The organism is Rathayibacter sp. AY1F2 (assembly GCF_002930885.1).
Taxonomy (GTDB): Bacteria; Actinomycetota; Actinomycetes; order Actinomycetales; family Microbacteriaceae; genus Rathayibacter.
In genome coordinates, this window is record NZ_PSVG01000003.1 from 36,069 (window position 1) to 50,579 (window position 14,511).

Consider the following 14,511-nt stretch of genomic DNA (forward strand, 5'->3'; position numbering starts at 1 on the left):
GTGAGGATGGGCCCGCGGGCCGCGGGGGCGCCGCACGGAGGCGGGCGGGGCGGCGGATGATCCACGGGGGAGCGGGCGGCGCCGGGCGGCCTCCGGTGGCGCTCGCGACCAACAACGGCGACATCGGCGGCGGCGAGGTGATGCTGCTGAGCATCGCGGAGGCGCTCGAGGCGCTCGAGGTCCCTGTCGTGGTCGTCGGCCCCTCGGAGCCGCGTGCGCTCGTCGCCGCCGCCCTCGCCGCCGGCCACCGGGTCGTCGAGCTCGAGGCCGTGGGCAGACCCGCCTGGATGCGCGCGCTGCGGCGCTGGGACGCCTCCTCCCGCGAGGGCGTGCTGTGGTGCAACGGGCTGGTGCCGGCCGTCGCGACCGCAGGGCGTCCGCGGCGGATCGTGCATCTGCACCAGCGCCCGTCCGGCCTGCAGCGGCTGCTCGCGCCCGTGGCCCGCCGCGGCGCGCTGGCGACCCTCGTCCCCTCTCGCTACCTCGCGGGGGTCGTCCCCGGGTCGACCGTGCTGCCGAACTGGAGCCGCCGCGTCGAGCTGCCGGAGGCGCGGCCGCGGAAGGACGGGACGACCGTCCTCGGCTTCCTCGGGCGTCCCTCGCTCGCGAAGGGGGTGCGGGTCCTCACCGAGGCGCTGGCGCTGCTGGAGGCCGGGGAACCGGGCGCGTATCGCCTGGTGCTGGCGGGCGAGCCCCGTTTCGTGGCGGAGCGGGAGCGTCGCGAGGTGGAGGCGGCCCTCGCTCCGGTCGCCGCTCTGGTGGACCGGCCGGGGTGGATCGAGCCCGGCGACCTCTTCGCGCGGATCGACCTCCTGGTGGTGCCGTCGGTGCAGCCGGAGTCGTTCGGCCTGGTCGTGACGGAGGCGATGTCGGCCGGCGTCCCCGTGGTGGTGAGCGATGCCGGTGCGCTCCCCGAGGTCGTCGGCCCGTCGATCGACGCCACGTTCAGAGCCGGGGATCCGCGGGCTCTGGCCGAGCTGATCAGAGCCCGGAAGAAGAGAGGACTATCGGAGTCGCGGGAGAGGGATCGTGCCCGCTGGAACGATTCCTACTCCCCGTCCTCCGGGAAGTCGGCTATCGACGGACTTCTGGCGCGGATGGCCCTCTCCGATGATTCCTGATCCTCCCGCCAGGAGACCGATCCGCTTTCCGGGGAATGCCGCGGGGAGCATCTCCTCCTCCCTCGGGAAAGGACGACGATGACCCGCGAACCGGAAGTCCTCAGAGTGCTCGGACTGTTCCTCAAGCACTCGACACTGGACCTGGCTCCGGGCGAGCCCTTCGCCCGCGGGAGGCTGCCGTACCGGGCCGACCTCCTCCGGGACGACTCGACGCGGCTCCTCGTCCCCGGTCACGCGTCTCGGCCCGCGCACGTGAAGCTGCGCGACGTCGTGGAGCACCGCACAGGGCTGAACGTGGACACGCAGCTGCGCGCACTCCGGGCGGTCCGCTCGGCCGACGCGGTGCTCTGCGTGCTCGAGCCGGAGGCGGGCCTCCCCGCGCTGCTCCGGCGCGCGCGGCTCGGGCCGTACGGCCGCACGCCGCTCGTGGTCCTCTCCTGCTGGTGGGCGGAGGAGCTGCTCACCGGCTCGCCGCAGCGGCGCCGACAGGTGGTCCGGCTGCTCCAGGGCGTGGACCGGCTCGTCGTGCTCAGCGAGAACCAGCGCGAGGTCTTCGCCCGCCACGGCGTCGACGAGCGGCGGATCGCACCGGTCCTCTTCGGGGTCGACTCCGACTACTACCGGCCCGTTCCTCCGCGTCCGAAGCGGTTCGAGGTGCTCGCCGTCGGGGTCGACCGCGGGCGCGACTTCGACTCGCTGGTCGCCGCCGCCGAGCGCCTGCCGCACCGGCGGTTCGACATCGTGACCACTCCTGCACGGCGGCCGTCCCGGGCGCTGCCGGCCAACGTCGTCCTGCACGATCCCGTCCCGGTCGGTCGGCACCGCGACAACCTGCGCGACGCCGAGCTCGTCGTCGTCACCAGCCACGACCTCGCCTACCCGACGGGACAGAGCGTCCTCCTGGAGGCCTCCGGCTGCGGGACCTGCACGGCGGTCACCGCGAGCGCCGCGATGACCGGCTACGTCCGCGACGGCGAGACGTCCTTCTCGCTGCCCCTGCACGATCCAGCGGGGATCGCGGCGGTGCTGGAGGCGGTGCTGAGCGACGACGGGAAGCGGGCCGAGGTCGCCCGCGCGGGCCGGGAGCGGGTGCTGGCCGAGCTGAACGCGCGGCACATGTGGGCGGGCGTCCGCGCGGTCCTCCGCGACGCGGTCCGCGAGCGCGGCCGCGTCTGAGCGGCGGTCGGCCGGGGCCCCACCAGGCGACCTCCGTCGCGCCGGGAAGGGCCCGCCGACCGGGACCTCCGCGCCCCGGACCCGTGGATCCGCGCCGGATCGGGCGGACGCGGGAGGCGCTACTCCGGCGGCAGAGCGCGAGCGCGGGCGGACTGCTCCGCGAGCAGAGCGAGACCCGCGCCGATCACGACGAACGAGATCGGGGCGAAGAACACCTCGCCCAGCTGCGTCGCGCACAGCAGCACCAGGATGCTCGCCGCGCCGACCGCGTGCCCCGGGCGGCTCCCGGCCCCGGCGGCCGTCGTCGCGAAGCCGGCCACGAGCACGGTGCCGACGACGCCGACGAGCAGCACGACGCCGCCCTCGGCCATCAGCGCCAGGTAGGAGTTGTGGAAGAACCAGTCGATCCCGTCGACCCGCGCGGTCGCCTCGCCGAGTCCGGAGCCGGTCCACGGCGAGAGCGCCACCTTGTCGACCGAGGCGTCGAGGATGCGGGCGCGCAGGGCGTCGGAGCCGGCCCGCTCCACCCCGTAGTCGCCGGCCGTCGCCAGGTTCCGCTCGGCCCAGAGGAACAGCAGGACGAGGCCGCCGCCGAGGAGCGCGCGGAAGAGCAGGCGCAGGTACGGCGCCGCGACGAGCCACACGAGCGCGCAGGCGTAGGCCGCCATGGACGTGCGGGAGTCGGTGGCGACGACCGCGGCGGCCCCGAGCGCGAGCACGCCGATCCGCAGCCACAGCCGCGAGCTGAGCGCCGAGACCAGCAGCGCCGCCGCTCCGTAGACGAGACCGGCCACGTTCTTGTCCTGGAGGAAGCCGGTCAGGGCGCCCTGGTAGCTGTCCGGGGCGAGTCCCGCGACGAACAGCACAGCGTTCGCCGACAGCGCCGCGGCGAGTCCTTTGAGCCCCGAGACCACGTCGATCCGCCCGCTCGCGAGGAAGCCCGCGGCGAGCATGACGAGCGCGATGTTCGCCGCCCGGCGCAGGGCGTCGAGGCCGTCGAAGGACGAGCCCGCGAGGACGAAGGCGAGCAGGGCGAGGCACAGCCACGGGTACCACGCGGCCCGTCCGAGACGGCGGGTGGGCCGCCGGAAGAGGCTGACGAGGACCAGGGCGGCCAGCGCCGTCTGGGCCAGCGGGACGCTCCCCGGGAGGAAGGGGGTGGGGAGCCGGTAGACCAGGAGGCCCATCAGGACGGCATCGAGTATCCGAGCGGAATGTGCTATCGGAAAGGCCGCGTGAACGAGCGGGGAACGCCTCTCGACGACGATCTCTCCCCCTGGCGCGGACATGTCGTCATCCTCGCAGAAAGGGCCTCCCGAGGGGTCGGGCACCGCCTAGGGAAAGGCGCTCCGCATTGCTAGCGTGACCGACACCTCAGCATCGTCGTGCGGCGCATGCGCGGCACGCAGAAAGGTGCGCAGTGACTGTCGTCGATCTCATCGCATTCATCCGGCGGAACTGGCGGACCCTCGTGGTCGCCGTGCTCGTCGGAGCCCTGGCGATGGCCGCCTTCTCGTTCCTCACTCCGAAGGTCTACGAGTCGAGCTCGGCCGGATTCGTGATCGCCGCGAGCGACGGCAGCTCGGCCGATGCGATCAGCGGGTCGCAGACCGCGGTGACCCGGGCCAACGCCTACCTGCCGCTGATCTCGAGCAGCGCCGTCTCCGAGCGGATCGAGGCCGACCCGGAGGCGAACCCCGGCGGGGAGGCCCTGAGCGGCCGCCTCACCGCGAGGGTCGCTCCGGGCAGCACCCTGATCGAGGTCACCGCCGCGGCCGGGACCGCGCAGAACGCCGCAGCACTGGCCAACGGGGCGCTCGCGGCGCTGGCGGCCGTCATCACCGACATCGAGACGCAGTCCACCGCCGACCGCACACCGCAGATCACCGTCGTCCCGCTCGAGAACGCGGAGCCGCCCGCCGCTCCGACGAGCCCCGACTGGGTGCGGAACATCCTGCTCGGCGCCCTGGGCGGGCTCGTTCTCGGCTTCGGTCTCGCCTTCCTCCGCCGGGCCCTCGACATCCGCGTGCGGACCGTCGACGACCTCACCGAGCTCTTCGGCGTCGGCGTCCTCGGGCGCATCCCCAAGGCGGGACGCCCGGGCCGGACCGGCGGCCGCCGCGGCACCGACGCGCTCACCGCGGAGGCGTTCCGCTCGCTCCGGACGGGCCTGCGCTTCTCCAGCGTCGACGAGGAGACGCGCAGCGTCGTGATCACCAGCGCCAACCAGGCCGAGGGGAAGTCCACGATCGCCGCCGGACTGGCCCGCGTCACCGCGGAGTCCGGGCAGCGCACCCTCCTGGTCGACGCGGACCTCCGCCGGCCCTCCGTGGCGCGGATGCTGGACATCGACGGCGCCATCGGCCTCAGTGAGGTCCTCAGCCACCAGATCCCCGTGGACGACGCGATCCGCCCCACCGGCACCGCGGGCCTCTACGCCCTCCCGGCCGGGCACATCCCGCCGAACCCGTCCGAGATGCTCGGCTCCGAGGCGATGCGCGCCCTGGTCGCGCGCCTCTCCAAGGACTACTTCGTCGTCATCGACGCCCCGCCCGTGCTGCCCGTCACGGACGCGTCCATCGTCGCGACCGTCGTCGACGGCGTCGTCTTCGTCGTCGCCTCGAACCAGACGCGCCGGCCCGAGGTCGTCGCCGCCCGGCGGATCGTCCAGCAGGTCCGCGCCCGCGTGCTCGGCACCGTGCTCAACATGGTCACCGCCCGCGACGGCGACACCGGGTACTACTACTACGACCGCAAGAACGCGTACTACGCGGAGCCGCAGCCGGCGACGGGGCGCAAGCGCGCGGCGGCGGCACCGCGCCGGTCCGAGCTCGCCCCGGTGGAGTCGCGGGCCCTGCCTCCGCAGACGTCCCGCCGGGCGGCTCGATGAGCGGGCGCCTGCTCCTGCTCTGCCATGCGAACGTGGCCCGGTCGCCCTCGGCCGAGCTGATCGCGGCGCGCCTGCTCGGCGCGGGCTCCGACTGGCGGGTCGAGAGCGCGGGAACGCACGCGGAGGCCGGCCGCGGGCTCGACCCCGAGCTCAGCGATGCGCTGCGGGCCCGCGGACTCTCCACGGCCGGGCACCGCGCGCGCCAGGCCGACGGCCGGATGCTCGCCGGCACCGACCCCGTGCTCGTGTTCGAGGCGGGCCAGCGCGAGTGGGTCACCCGCCACTTCCCGGCCGCCGCGCGCCGCACGACCACGGTCCGCCGGGCGGCTCGGTTGGCGGGAGCCGCCCCCGGCGTCCCGCTCCTGCGGCTGCTCGCCGACGACACCGCCCCTTACGGCGCCGAGGACGACTTCGCCGACCCGTTCGGGCGCGGACCGGACGTCGCCGCGGCGGCCGTCGAGGACATCGACGCCCTGCTCCGGGTGATCCTCCCCGCTCTCGGTGCTCTGCCCGTCGGCGCGGAGCCCCCGGCCGCCACCGTCCGGAGCACCCGCCGCTCGCTCCGCCGGGACCGCGCCGCCGAGACGGTCGCGAGGTGACCGCCGAGGGGGTGAGCGTCGTGATCCCGCACTACGGCGACCCCGCGCCCGCGCTCGCCCTCGTCGAGCGGCTCCGCAGCCAGGAGTCGCCCCCCGCCCTCGAGATCGTCGTCGTCGACGACGCCTCCCCGGTCCCGTTCCCGGCCGGGATCGACGGAGTGGAGGTCGTGCGGCGCGAGCGGAACGGCGGCTTCGGCGCCGCGGTGAACACGGGCGCCGCCCGGGCGCGCCACCCGCTGCTCCTGGTGCTCAACAGCGACCTCGTCGTCGGACCCTCCTTCCTCCGCGACCTGCTCGAGGCGGGACGGCCGTGGCTGCCCGCGGTCGTCGCTCCGGACCTCGTCGACGCGGGCGGGGAGCGGCAGTGGGTCGGCCGGCGCTTCCCGCGGCTGCGCCACTACGTCGTGGAGTGGCTCACTCCGCTCGCGCGCTGGCGCCCGCGGCTGCACGCCGCCGTCGGCCACGACACCCGGTGCGCCCCGGGCGCGACGGTGCCGGTGGACTGGGTGGTGGGCGCCGTGATGCTGCTGCCGGTGGCCGAGTTCCGCGCGGTCGGCGGGTTCGACGAGTCCTTCCACATGAACTGCGAGGAGGTCGACCTCCAGCGCCGGCTGCGCGAGCGCGGCGTGCCCTCGGTCTTCGCCGGCTCCGTCGTCGCCGAGCACACGGGAGGCGGCTCCTCCGACCCCGCGCGCCGGCTGGTCTGGCTGGTCGCCTCGCGCCTGCGCTACGCCCGCAAGTGGGGCGGACGCCCCGCCGCCCTCGCCGCGGCCCTGCGCGCCGCCTCCGCCGTGAACCTCGCCGCCAACGCGGTGCGCGCCGCCGCCGGCAGCGACGTGCGCCCGCTGGCCGTCCTCCGGCGCGAGCTCCGGCTCGTCGCCGCCGCCGAGGCGGCGTCCCGGTGAGCGGGCCCGTGCTCGTGGTGAGCCCGGTCTTCCACGGCTACTGGGAGGCGCTCGAGTCGGCGCTGGCCCACCTGGGCGACGACGTGGTCGTCCACCGCTACGACGCCGCGACCGGGCTGGCCCACGTGCGCGACGCCCTCGGCCACCGGCTCCCCGGGGGCCGGCTCCGGCGCTCGTCGATGCGCGCCGAGACCGACCGTGCGATCGCGGCGCTGCGCGCCGTCCGGCCCCGGGCCGTCCTCGTGGTGAAGGGCGACTCCCTCGGCGACGCCTGGTGGGAGGAGGTCGGCCGCGCCGGCGTCCCCGTGGTGCTCTGGCTCTACGACGAGCTCCGCAACATGGGGCACCCCGTGGACCGCCTGCGCTCCCTCGCCGGGGAGGCGGTGTCGATCGTCAGCTACTCCGCCGCCGACGTCGCCGAGCTCGCCCGCGCGGGGGTTCCGGCCGGGCACCTGCCCGACGCCTTCGACTCCCTCCTCTCCTTCCGCCCCCGCCCCTCCGCCGCGGTGACCTTCGTCGGCGCCCGCTACCCCGAGCGCGAGCGCGTGCTGCGGGAGCTCGCGGCCGGCGGTGTCGCGGTCGAGGCGTACGGGCGGCAGTGGTCGCGGCACCCCTGGGACGTGGCGCGCACCGGCCGCTGGCGCTCGGCCGGCGTCCCCGCCCGCCGCGACGTCCCGCGGGCGGGCTACTACGGAGTGATGGCCGGCTCGACCGCGACCCTGGCTCTGCACGGCGCGGGCCACGGCGGACTCTCGATGCGCGCCTTCGAGGCGCCGGGCGTCGGGGCGCTGACCCTGATCGACCGGCCCGAGGTGGCGGAGTTCTACGAGGTGGGCAGCGAGGTGCTCGTCTTCGAGGAGCGCGACCAGCTCGTCGAGCACGTGCGGCGGGCGGGCGCGGACCCCTCGTGGGCGCGGCGCATCCGCGAGGCGGGCGCGCGCCGCACCGGCGCCGAGCACACCTTCGTGCACCGGATGCGGGAGGTGAGGGCCCTGTGGCGCTGACGCACCCGACCGACCTGGAGGCCTGGCGCCGCTGGCAGCGCGGCCGCGACCCGCTGCGCACCGCCCGGGCGGCGCTGCGGGGCTCCGAGCCGACCCGCCTGGTGCTGCACGTGCGCGGCGACCGGCCCGCGGTCCTGCTCGCGGTGGAGGCGTCGACGGCGAGCGCCCTCGCCTCGACCGCGGCCTCGCTCGCTCCTCTCGGCGGGGCTCCCGCGGCGGTCCTCGCTCCCTCCGGAGCCGGCGACGCGCTGTCCGGGCTGCTGCCGGGCCGCTGGAGGGCGCACCCGGTCGACCCGGAGGCGGACCCGCCCGCCGAGCTGCGGGGCCTCCGCGCCGTGATCGCCACCGGCCACTTCCTCGCGGCGGGAGCGGCCGCCCACCGCTGGTCCGGAATCCTCGGCGCCCGCTTCCTGGTCGTGCAGCACGGCCTGCTCACCCCCTCCGCCCCGCCGCTCCCGCCCGGAGCGACGCTGCTGGCGTTCTCGGAGGAGGACGCGGCCTTCTGGACCTCCGGCCGCAGCGACGTGGAGACCGAGGTCGTCGGCAGCCAGCTGCTCTGGACCGCGTCGCGCCGCCCGCGCCCCGAGCGGCTCGAGGAGCGGCCCCTGTTCCTCGGCCAGCTGCACGGCGCGGAGCTGCCCCGGCGGACGGCCGCGGCCACCGCCTCCCGCTTCTGCCGCGAGGCGGGCGCCGACTACCGCCCCCACCCCGCCGAGGTCGACCGCCGCTCGCGCTGGCAGCACGCGCGGTGGGAGCGCCGCGGCATCCGGGTGCTCCGCGGCGGCGACCTCGCCGCGCAGGCCCGGCCGGTCGCCTCGATCTTCTCGACCGGGGTCCTCGAGGCCGCGGCCGCCGGGATCCCCGCGTGGGTCGTCTGCGAGGACCCGCCCGCCTGGGTGCTCGAGTTCTGGAGCCGGTACCGGCTCGCGCGCTGGGGCGGGGAGACGCCGACCGCGGCTCCGCCCGTCCCGTCCGTCGAGCCGGCCGTCGCCGTCGCCCGCCGGGCACTCGCCATCGCCGAAGGAGGCACCCCGTGACCGTTCTCTGCGTCATCCCCGTGCGCGGGGGCTCGAAGGGCGTCCCGCGCAAGAACGCCCGCCCCGTCGCGGGCCGCCCGCTGGTGGTCTGGAGCATCGAGCAGGCGCTCGCCGCCGGTCTCGACGTGCTCGTGTCGACCGACGACCCCGAGCTGGCCGCGATCGCGGAGGGGGCGGGAGCGGACGTGCCGTTCCTCCGGCCCGCCGAGCTGGCGCGCGACGAGACGGCGACCGAGCCCGTCGTGCTCCACGCGATCGAGCACCGGGCCGCGCTGGGGCGCCGCCCGGACGCGGTGATGCTCCTCCAGGCGACCTCGCCGATCCGGCTCCCGGGCACCCTCGCCCGCGCGCTCGAGCAGTTCGCCTCGACGGGGGTCGACTCGCTGGTGGGCGTCGTCCCGCAGACGCCGTTCCTCTGGCGGCTGCAGGAGGGCGCCTCCGTGCCGCAGTACGACGTCACGGCCCGGCCGCGGCGCCAGGACCTCGCCGAGGCCGACTTCTTCTACCGCGAGACCGGGTCCCTCTACCTCACCCGCACCGAGGTCTACGAGCGCGAGCGCAACCGGATCGGCGGCCGGGTCGGCCTGTTCGTCATGGACGAGGCGGAGGGCGGGGACATCGACACCGAGGCGGACCTCGCGGTGGTCGAGCAGACCCTCCTCGGCCTGTCGGCGGGAGGCGGCGCATGATCATCGACCGGCACCTCGCCCCGTTCATCGTCTTCGCCGAGGACCCGGTGCTCACCGCGCTGGCCAAGATCAACGCGAACAAGCAGCGGATCGTCTTCTGCGTCGACGGGCACGGGATCCTCCGCGGGTCGGTGTCCGACGGCGACTTCCGCCGCTGGATCATCGCGAACCCGACGGCCTCCCTCGACGTCCCGGCCCTCGCCGTCGCGAACACCGCCGTCCGCACGGCGGGAGCGGACGAGCCGGCCACCGCGATCGCCGCCCGGCTCGGCCGCGACGGGATCAGCCACCTCCCGCTCGTCGACGATCGCGGGCACCTCGTCGCGATCGCGGTCGAGGGCGACCGGGCGCTGCGGATCGGCCGCCACGAGGTGGGCGACGGCCACCCGGCCTTCCTGATCGCGGAGATCGGCAACAACCACAACGGCTCGGTCGATCTGGCGCGGCGGCTGGTCGACCTCGCGGTCGAGGCGGGCGCCGACGCGGTGAAGTTCCAGCTGCGCGACCTCGACTCCCTCTACCGGCGCGCCGGCGGGGCCACCGCGGGGGAGGACCTCGGCGCCCAGTACACGATCGACCTCCTGCGCCGCTTCTCGCTGCCCGCCGAGCCGCTCCTCCGGGTCTTCGACCACGCGGCCGAGGCCGGGATCGACGTCCTCTGCACCCCGTGGGACGCCCCGAGCGTGCAGGCCCTCGTCGACTACGGGATCCCGGGCCTCAAGATCGCCTCGGCGGACCTCACCAACCACGGCCTGATCGAGGACGCCGGCACCCGGGGGCTGCCCCTGCTGCTCAGCACCGGGATGTCCCGCGAGTCCGAGATCCTCGAGTCGGTCGCGCTGCTGCGCTCGCTCGGCACCTCCTTCGCCCTGCTGCACACCCAGTCGACGTACCCGGCGCCCTACCGCGACCTCAACCTCGCCTACCTCGACCGGCTCGCCGAGATCGGCGGCGGCGTCGTCGGCTACTCCGGCCACGAGCGGGGCTGGCACGTCCCCGTCGCCGCGGTCGCCCGCGGGGCCCGCATCGTCGAGAAGCACTTCACGGTCGACCGGGGGATGGAGGGCAACGACCACACGGTGTCCCTGCTCCCGGACGAGTTCCGCCGCATGGTCGGCGAGGTCCGCGACATCGAGGACTCGCTCGGCACGCGCGACGCCCGATCGGTCTCGACGGGGGAGTCGATGAACCGCGTCTCGCTCGCGAAGTCGCTGGTCGCCTCCCGCGACCTCTCGATCGGGGACGTGGTGCGCGCCGCCGACGTCGTCGTCCGCAGCCCCGGCCGGGGCCTCCAGCCCAACGAGCTGCCGCAGCTGCTCGGCCGCGCCCTCCACCGCGACGTCGAGGAGGGGGGGTTCTTCTTCGCCGGCGACCTGCGCGAGAGCACGCCGTCCGGCCGGCCGTTCCGGTTCCGCCGCCCCTGGGGCCTGCCGGTGCGGTACCACGACCACGCGGCGCTCGCCGCGGAGTCGAACGCCGACTTCCTCGAGTTCCACTTCTCGTACCGCGACCTGGAGATCGAGCCGGACGACGTGTTCACCCGCCGCCTCGACTCCGGCTTCACCACCCACCTGCCGGACCTGTTCGCGGGCGACTTCCTCGTCGACCTCGCCTCCTTCGACGACGACGTGTGGGAGCGCTCGATCGCGGAGGTGCAGCGCACCGTCGAGACCACCCGGAGCCTCGCGCGCTGGTTCCGCCAGGAGGAGGACCCGATGATGGTCGTCACGATGGGCGGCTTCACCCGGCACGCGCACGTGGCTCCGGATCAGCGCGCTCCCCTCTACGAGCGCGTCGCCGACGCCCTCGAGCGGATCGACGCGAGCGGCGTCCGCGTGCTGGCGCAGACCCTCCCGCCCTACCCGTGGCTCATGGGCGGGCAGCAGTTCCACAACCTCTTCGTGGACCCGCGCGACACCGCGGAGTTCGCGGCCGCGACCGGCACGCCGCTCTGCCTCGACGCCTCGCACACCAAGCTCGCGGCGAACCACCTCGGGCTCGCCTTCTCGGAGGCGGTGGCGCTGCTCGCTCCGCTCAGCGCGCACCTGCACCTCGTCGACGCGACGGGTGTCGACGGCGAGGGGGTGCAGATCGGCGAGGGCGAGATCGACTGGCCGGACTTCGCGGCGTCGCTCGACGAGCTGGCGCCCGGGGTGCCGTTCATCCCCGAGATCTGGCAGGGGCACGTCAACAGCGGCGAGGGCTTCTGGACCGCGCTCGAGCGGCTGGAGGAGTGGCTGTGACCCCGCTCGCGCTCTGGGCGGTGCCGGTCGGCGAGTTCGGCGGGGTGGCCCGCCACGTCCTCGACGCCGCCCGGCACGGGATCCCCGGCCACCGCCTCGTCGTGCTCTGCCCGGTGGGAGCGCTCGCCGAGCGGCTGCGGGAGCAGGGCTCGGCCGTGACGACCGGGCGCTTCGGAGTGTCCGCCGGTGCCGCCGCCTCCGCGGCGACCCTGCGCGCGACCGCGGCGGCTCTCCGCCCGGCGATCGTCCACTCCCACCTCGCCCACGCCGACCTCGTGACCGCGGCGACCCCGCTGCCCCGCGGGGTCCGCCGCGTCACGACGGAGCACGGCATCGCCGGGCCCGACGTCTACCACCGCACCGCCCTGCGGGCGCGGACGACCGCGGCGGCGCACCACGCGCGGCTGCGGTCCTTCGACGGCGCGATCGCCGTCTCGGAGGCCACCCGCCGCACCATGATCGAGAAGTGGCGGCCGAGCCTGCCGGTGCAGGTCGTGCTCAACGGAGTCGACGCCGCGCCCCGCGACCGCGAGCCGGGGGAGCCGGGCTCCCTCCGGGTCCTCTCGCTCGCGCGCCTGGCGCCGGAGAAGCGCCTCGACGCGCTGCTCGAGGCCTTCGCGGTGCTGCACCGGCGCGTCCCCGGCGCCACGCTGACCGTCGCCGGCGAGGGTCCGCTCGACGGCGCCCTGCGCGCCCGGGCCGAGCGGCTCGGCCTCGGCGACGCCGTGTCGTTCCCCGGCTTCGCCGATCCGGAGGCGGCGCTCGCCGCGGCGGACGTCGTCGCCCAGCTCTCGGTCTGGGAGAACTGCTCCTACACGCTGCTCGACGCGGCCGCCCGCGGGATCGGCGTGGTCGCCTCCGCGGTGGGCGGGAACCCCGAGATCGTCGAGCGGGACTCGCTGGTCGACGCCGACGACCCGGAGGCGGTGGCCGCGGCGCTGGAGCGGCAGGCGTCGAGGGCCGCGGCTCCTCGCGCCGTGCGGGACGTCGCCGCCATGTGCGGCGGGATCGCCGCCGTGTACGAGGGAGTGGCGGCGTGAGCGGCGGGTCCCTGCGACCGGGACTGCGCACCCTCCTCTCGCTGGCCGGCGCCGCCTCTCCGGGCTGGATCACCGCCGCCGTCGCGGGCTCCCTCGCGCTCGCGGTCCTCGACACCCTGGGCGTCGCCGCGATGGTGCCGCTCATGGCGCTGCTCACCGGGACCGACACCACCACGGGCGCGCTCGGCGTCCTCTCCGGCGTCCTCGGCTCGACGGACGTCCAGACCCTCCTCCCGATCATCGCCGGCTTCGTCGCGGTCGTCTTCGTGCTCAAGAGCGCCGGGACGATCGTCTTCCGGTGGTGGCTGCTCGGCCGCACCACGCGGATCTCGGCCGACGCTGCGACGGAGCTGCTGCGGCGGTACGTCCTCGCGCCCTACGCCGTCCACCGCTCCCGGCGCCTCGCCGAGGTGTACCGGACCATCAACGACGCCAGCGCGCAGGCGGCCGGCGTGCTGCTCGGCGTGATCGGCATCGCCTCCGATCTGCTGGTGCTCGTCGCGATCGTGGCGATCCTGCTGGTCGCCTCGCCGGTCGCGACCCTGTTCGCGGCCGTCTTCTTCGCGGTGCTGCTCGGCGGAGTCCAGGCCCTCCTGCGGCGGCGGCAGGGCCGGATCGGCGAGGAGATGGCGGAGGCGGCGCTGGAGTCGTGGCAGTTCCTGCTCCCCTCGCTCGACGGGTTCCGCGAGGCGCGCCTCACCTCGAGCGCGGCGAACCTGGTCGCCGGCTTCAGCGGGGCCAAGCGCCGCAGCGCCCAGGCTCTGCGCTCCCTCTCGCTCGTCTCGGAGCTGCCGAAGTACCTGCTCGAGATCGGCTTCGTCGTCGCCGTCGTGGGCGTCTCGGGGATCCTGGTCGCCACCGGCTCCGGCGCCGAGGCGCTCTCCGTCCTGGGCGTCTTCGCGGCCGCCTCCCTCCGCGCCCTGCCGACCCTCAACCGCGTCTCGGCCACCTTCGCGATCGTGCGCAGCGGGCAGGCGGGGCTGCGGATCGTCTCCGAGGCGGTCGAGGAGCTCGCCTCCGAGGGGGCGCACGACGAGACGCCCGGGCCGGGCGGCCGCTACTCCGGCGACATCGCGCTCGAGCACGTCACGTACCGCTACGCCGACTCCGACGTGGACGTGGTGCGGGACGTCTCCCTGGTGATCCAGCGGAACGCCACGACCGCCTTCGTCGGATCCAGCGGCGCCGGCAAGAGCACCCTCCTCGACCTGGTCCTCGGCCTGCTCCCGCCCACGAGCGGCCGGATCCTCTGCGGCGGGCGGCCGATCGACGAGGACCCGGCGGCCTGGTACGCGGGGCTCGGCGTGGTGCCGCAGGACGTGTTCCTCCTGGACGCGACCGTCGCCGCGAACGTCGCCTTCGGGGTGCCGGCGGCCGAGGTCGACCACGAGCGCGTGCGCGAGGTGCTGCGGACGGCGCAGCTCGAGGAGTTCGTCGGCGGGCTGCCGCAGGGTCTGGACACCCGCGTGGGCGAGCGCGGCGTCCGCCTCTCCGGCGGCCAGCGCCAGCGGCTCGGCCTCGCCCGGGCGCTGTACCGGCGCCCCTCCGTCCTCGTCCTCGACGAGGCGACGTCGGCGCTCGACAACCGCACGGAGCACGAGATCTCGCGGGCCGTCGCCGAGCTGCACGGCAGCATGACCGTCCTCGTGGTCGCCCACCGGCTCTCGACCGTGCGCGGCGCCGACCGGCTGCTCTTCCTCGACGGCGGCCGGATCGAGGGGGCCGGCACCTTCGAGGAGGTGCGGGCCGCGCACCCCGGCTTCGCCCAGCTCGTGGCGCTCGGAGAGCTCTCGTGAGCAGGGGAGGC

12 protein-coding genes are annotated in these 14,511 nt (G+C 75.6%); 11 read left to right on the top strand and 1 reads right to left on the bottom strand.

From position 1 onward, the window contains the following. The first annotated feature begins 56 nt into the window (after window positions 1-56). Both C5C54_RS03420 and C5C54_RS03425 read left to right on the top strand, forming a co-directional pair. On the top strand, window positions 57-1,121 hold the full coding sequence (locus C5C54_RS03420) for a glycosyltransferase family 4 protein (RefSeq protein WP_104287876.1): 1,065 nt from the start codon (window positions 57-59) through the stop codon (window positions 1,119-1,121). A 78-nt stretch (window positions 1,122-1,199) separates the two neighbouring features. Next, window positions 1,200-2,297 carry a glycosyltransferase family 4 protein gene (locus C5C54_RS03425; protein WP_104287808.1) on the top strand — a complete coding sequence of 366 codons (1,098 nt, stop codon included), beginning with the start codon at window positions 1,200-1,202 and terminating at the stop codon, window positions 2,295-2,297. Window positions 2,298-2,416: 119 nt separating this feature from the next. On the opposite strand, the gene C5C54_RS03430 is transcribed toward C5C54_RS03425, so the two are convergent. Then, window positions 2,417-3,484 (bottom strand): O-antigen ligase family protein, encoded by a 1,068-nt coding sequence (locus C5C54_RS03430; RefSeq protein ID WP_104287809.1) that lies wholly within the window; start codon window positions 3,482-3,484, stop codon window positions 2,417-2,419. Window positions 3,485-3,717: 233 nt separating this feature from the next. Here C5C54_RS03430 and C5C54_RS03435 point away from each other — a divergent pair, with 233 nt between their 5' ends. Genes C5C54_RS03435 through C5C54_RS03475 form a run of 9 tightly spaced genes read left to right on the top strand, consistent with a single transcriptional unit; the run spans window position 3,718 to window position 14,500 of the window. After that, window positions 3,718-5,187, top strand: coding sequence for a polysaccharide biosynthesis tyrosine autokinase (locus C5C54_RS03435; RefSeq protein WP_104224518.1), 1,470 nt, complete (start codon window positions 3,718-3,720; stop codon window positions 5,185-5,187). Continuing rightward, a complete protein-coding gene (locus C5C54_RS03440) occupies window positions 5,184-5,786 on the top strand; it encodes a hypothetical protein (RefSeq protein WP_104227202.1) in 603 nt (200 codons plus the stop codon). Before C5C54_RS03435 ends, C5C54_RS03440 begins: the two co-directional genes overlap by 4 nt. After that, entirely contained in the window at window positions 5,783-6,691 is a 909-nt protein-coding gene (locus C5C54_RS03445) for a glycosyltransferase family 2 protein (RefSeq protein WP_104287810.1), read from the top strand. The genes C5C54_RS03440 and C5C54_RS03445 overlap by 4 nt, the downstream gene beginning before the upstream one ends. Further along, entirely contained in the window at window positions 6,688-7,695 is a 1,008-nt protein-coding gene (locus C5C54_RS03450; protein WP_104258156.1) for a glycosyltransferase, read from the top strand. The genes C5C54_RS03445 and C5C54_RS03450 overlap by 4 nt, the downstream gene beginning before the upstream one ends. Next, window positions 7,686-8,732 carry a hypothetical protein gene (locus tag C5C54_RS03455; RefSeq protein WP_104273572.1) on the top strand — a complete coding sequence of 349 codons (1,047 nt, stop codon included), beginning with the start codon at window positions 7,686-7,688 and terminating at the stop codon, window positions 8,730-8,732. The genes C5C54_RS03450 and C5C54_RS03455 overlap by 10 nt, the downstream gene beginning before the upstream one ends. Beyond that, on the top strand, window positions 8,729-9,421 hold the full coding sequence (locus tag C5C54_RS03460) for a cytidylyltransferase domain-containing protein (RefSeq protein ID WP_104273571.1): 693 nt from the start codon (window positions 8,729-8,731) through the stop codon (window positions 9,419-9,421). The genes C5C54_RS03455 and C5C54_RS03460 overlap by 4 nt, the downstream gene beginning before the upstream one ends. Continuing rightward, window positions 9,418-11,664 carry an N-acetylneuraminate synthase family protein gene (locus tag C5C54_RS03465; RefSeq protein WP_104287811.1) on the top strand — a complete coding sequence of 749 codons (2,247 nt, stop codon included), beginning with the start codon at window positions 9,418-9,420 and terminating at the stop codon, window positions 11,662-11,664. The genes C5C54_RS03460 and C5C54_RS03465 overlap by 4 nt, the downstream gene beginning before the upstream one ends. Next, window positions 11,661-12,704, top strand: a complete 1,044-nt coding sequence (locus tag C5C54_RS03470) for a glycosyltransferase family 4 protein (RefSeq protein WP_104287812.1) — start codon at window positions 11,661-11,663, stop codon at window positions 12,702-12,704. The genes C5C54_RS03465 and C5C54_RS03470 overlap by 4 nt, the downstream gene beginning before the upstream one ends. Beyond that, window positions 12,701-14,500: an ABC transporter ATP-binding protein gene (locus C5C54_RS03475; RefSeq protein WP_104287813.1), complete on the top strand. Its 1,800-nt coding sequence runs from the start codon at window positions 12,701-12,703 to the stop codon at window positions 14,498-14,500. The genes C5C54_RS03470 and C5C54_RS03475 overlap by 4 nt, the downstream gene beginning before the upstream one ends. The last annotated feature ends 11 nt before the right edge of the window (window positions 14,501-14,511 follow it).

What these genes read in the sequence shown, in the direction of transcription:
- C5C54_RS03420 (WP_104287876.1), top strand. Translation starts at nt 57, where the DNA reads ATGATCCACGGGGGAGCGGGCGGCGCCGGGCGGCCTCCGGTGGCGCTC.
- C5C54_RS03465 (WP_104287811.1), top strand. Translation starts at nt 9,418, where the DNA reads ATGATCATCGACCGGCACCTCGCCCCGTTCATCGTCTTCGCCGAGGAC.
- C5C54_RS03440 (WP_104227202.1), top strand. Translation starts at nt 5,184, where the DNA reads ATGAGCGGGCGCCTGCTCCTGCTCTGCCATGCGAACGTGGCCCGGTCG.
- C5C54_RS03430 (WP_104287809.1), bottom strand. Translation starts at nt 3,484, where the DNA reads ATGGGCCTCCTGGTCTACCGGCTCCCCACCCCCTTCCTCCCGGGGAGC.
- C5C54_RS03425 (WP_104287808.1), top strand. Translation starts at nt 1,200, where the DNA reads ATGACCCGCGAACCGGAAGTCCTCAGAGTGCTCGGACTGTTCCTCAAG.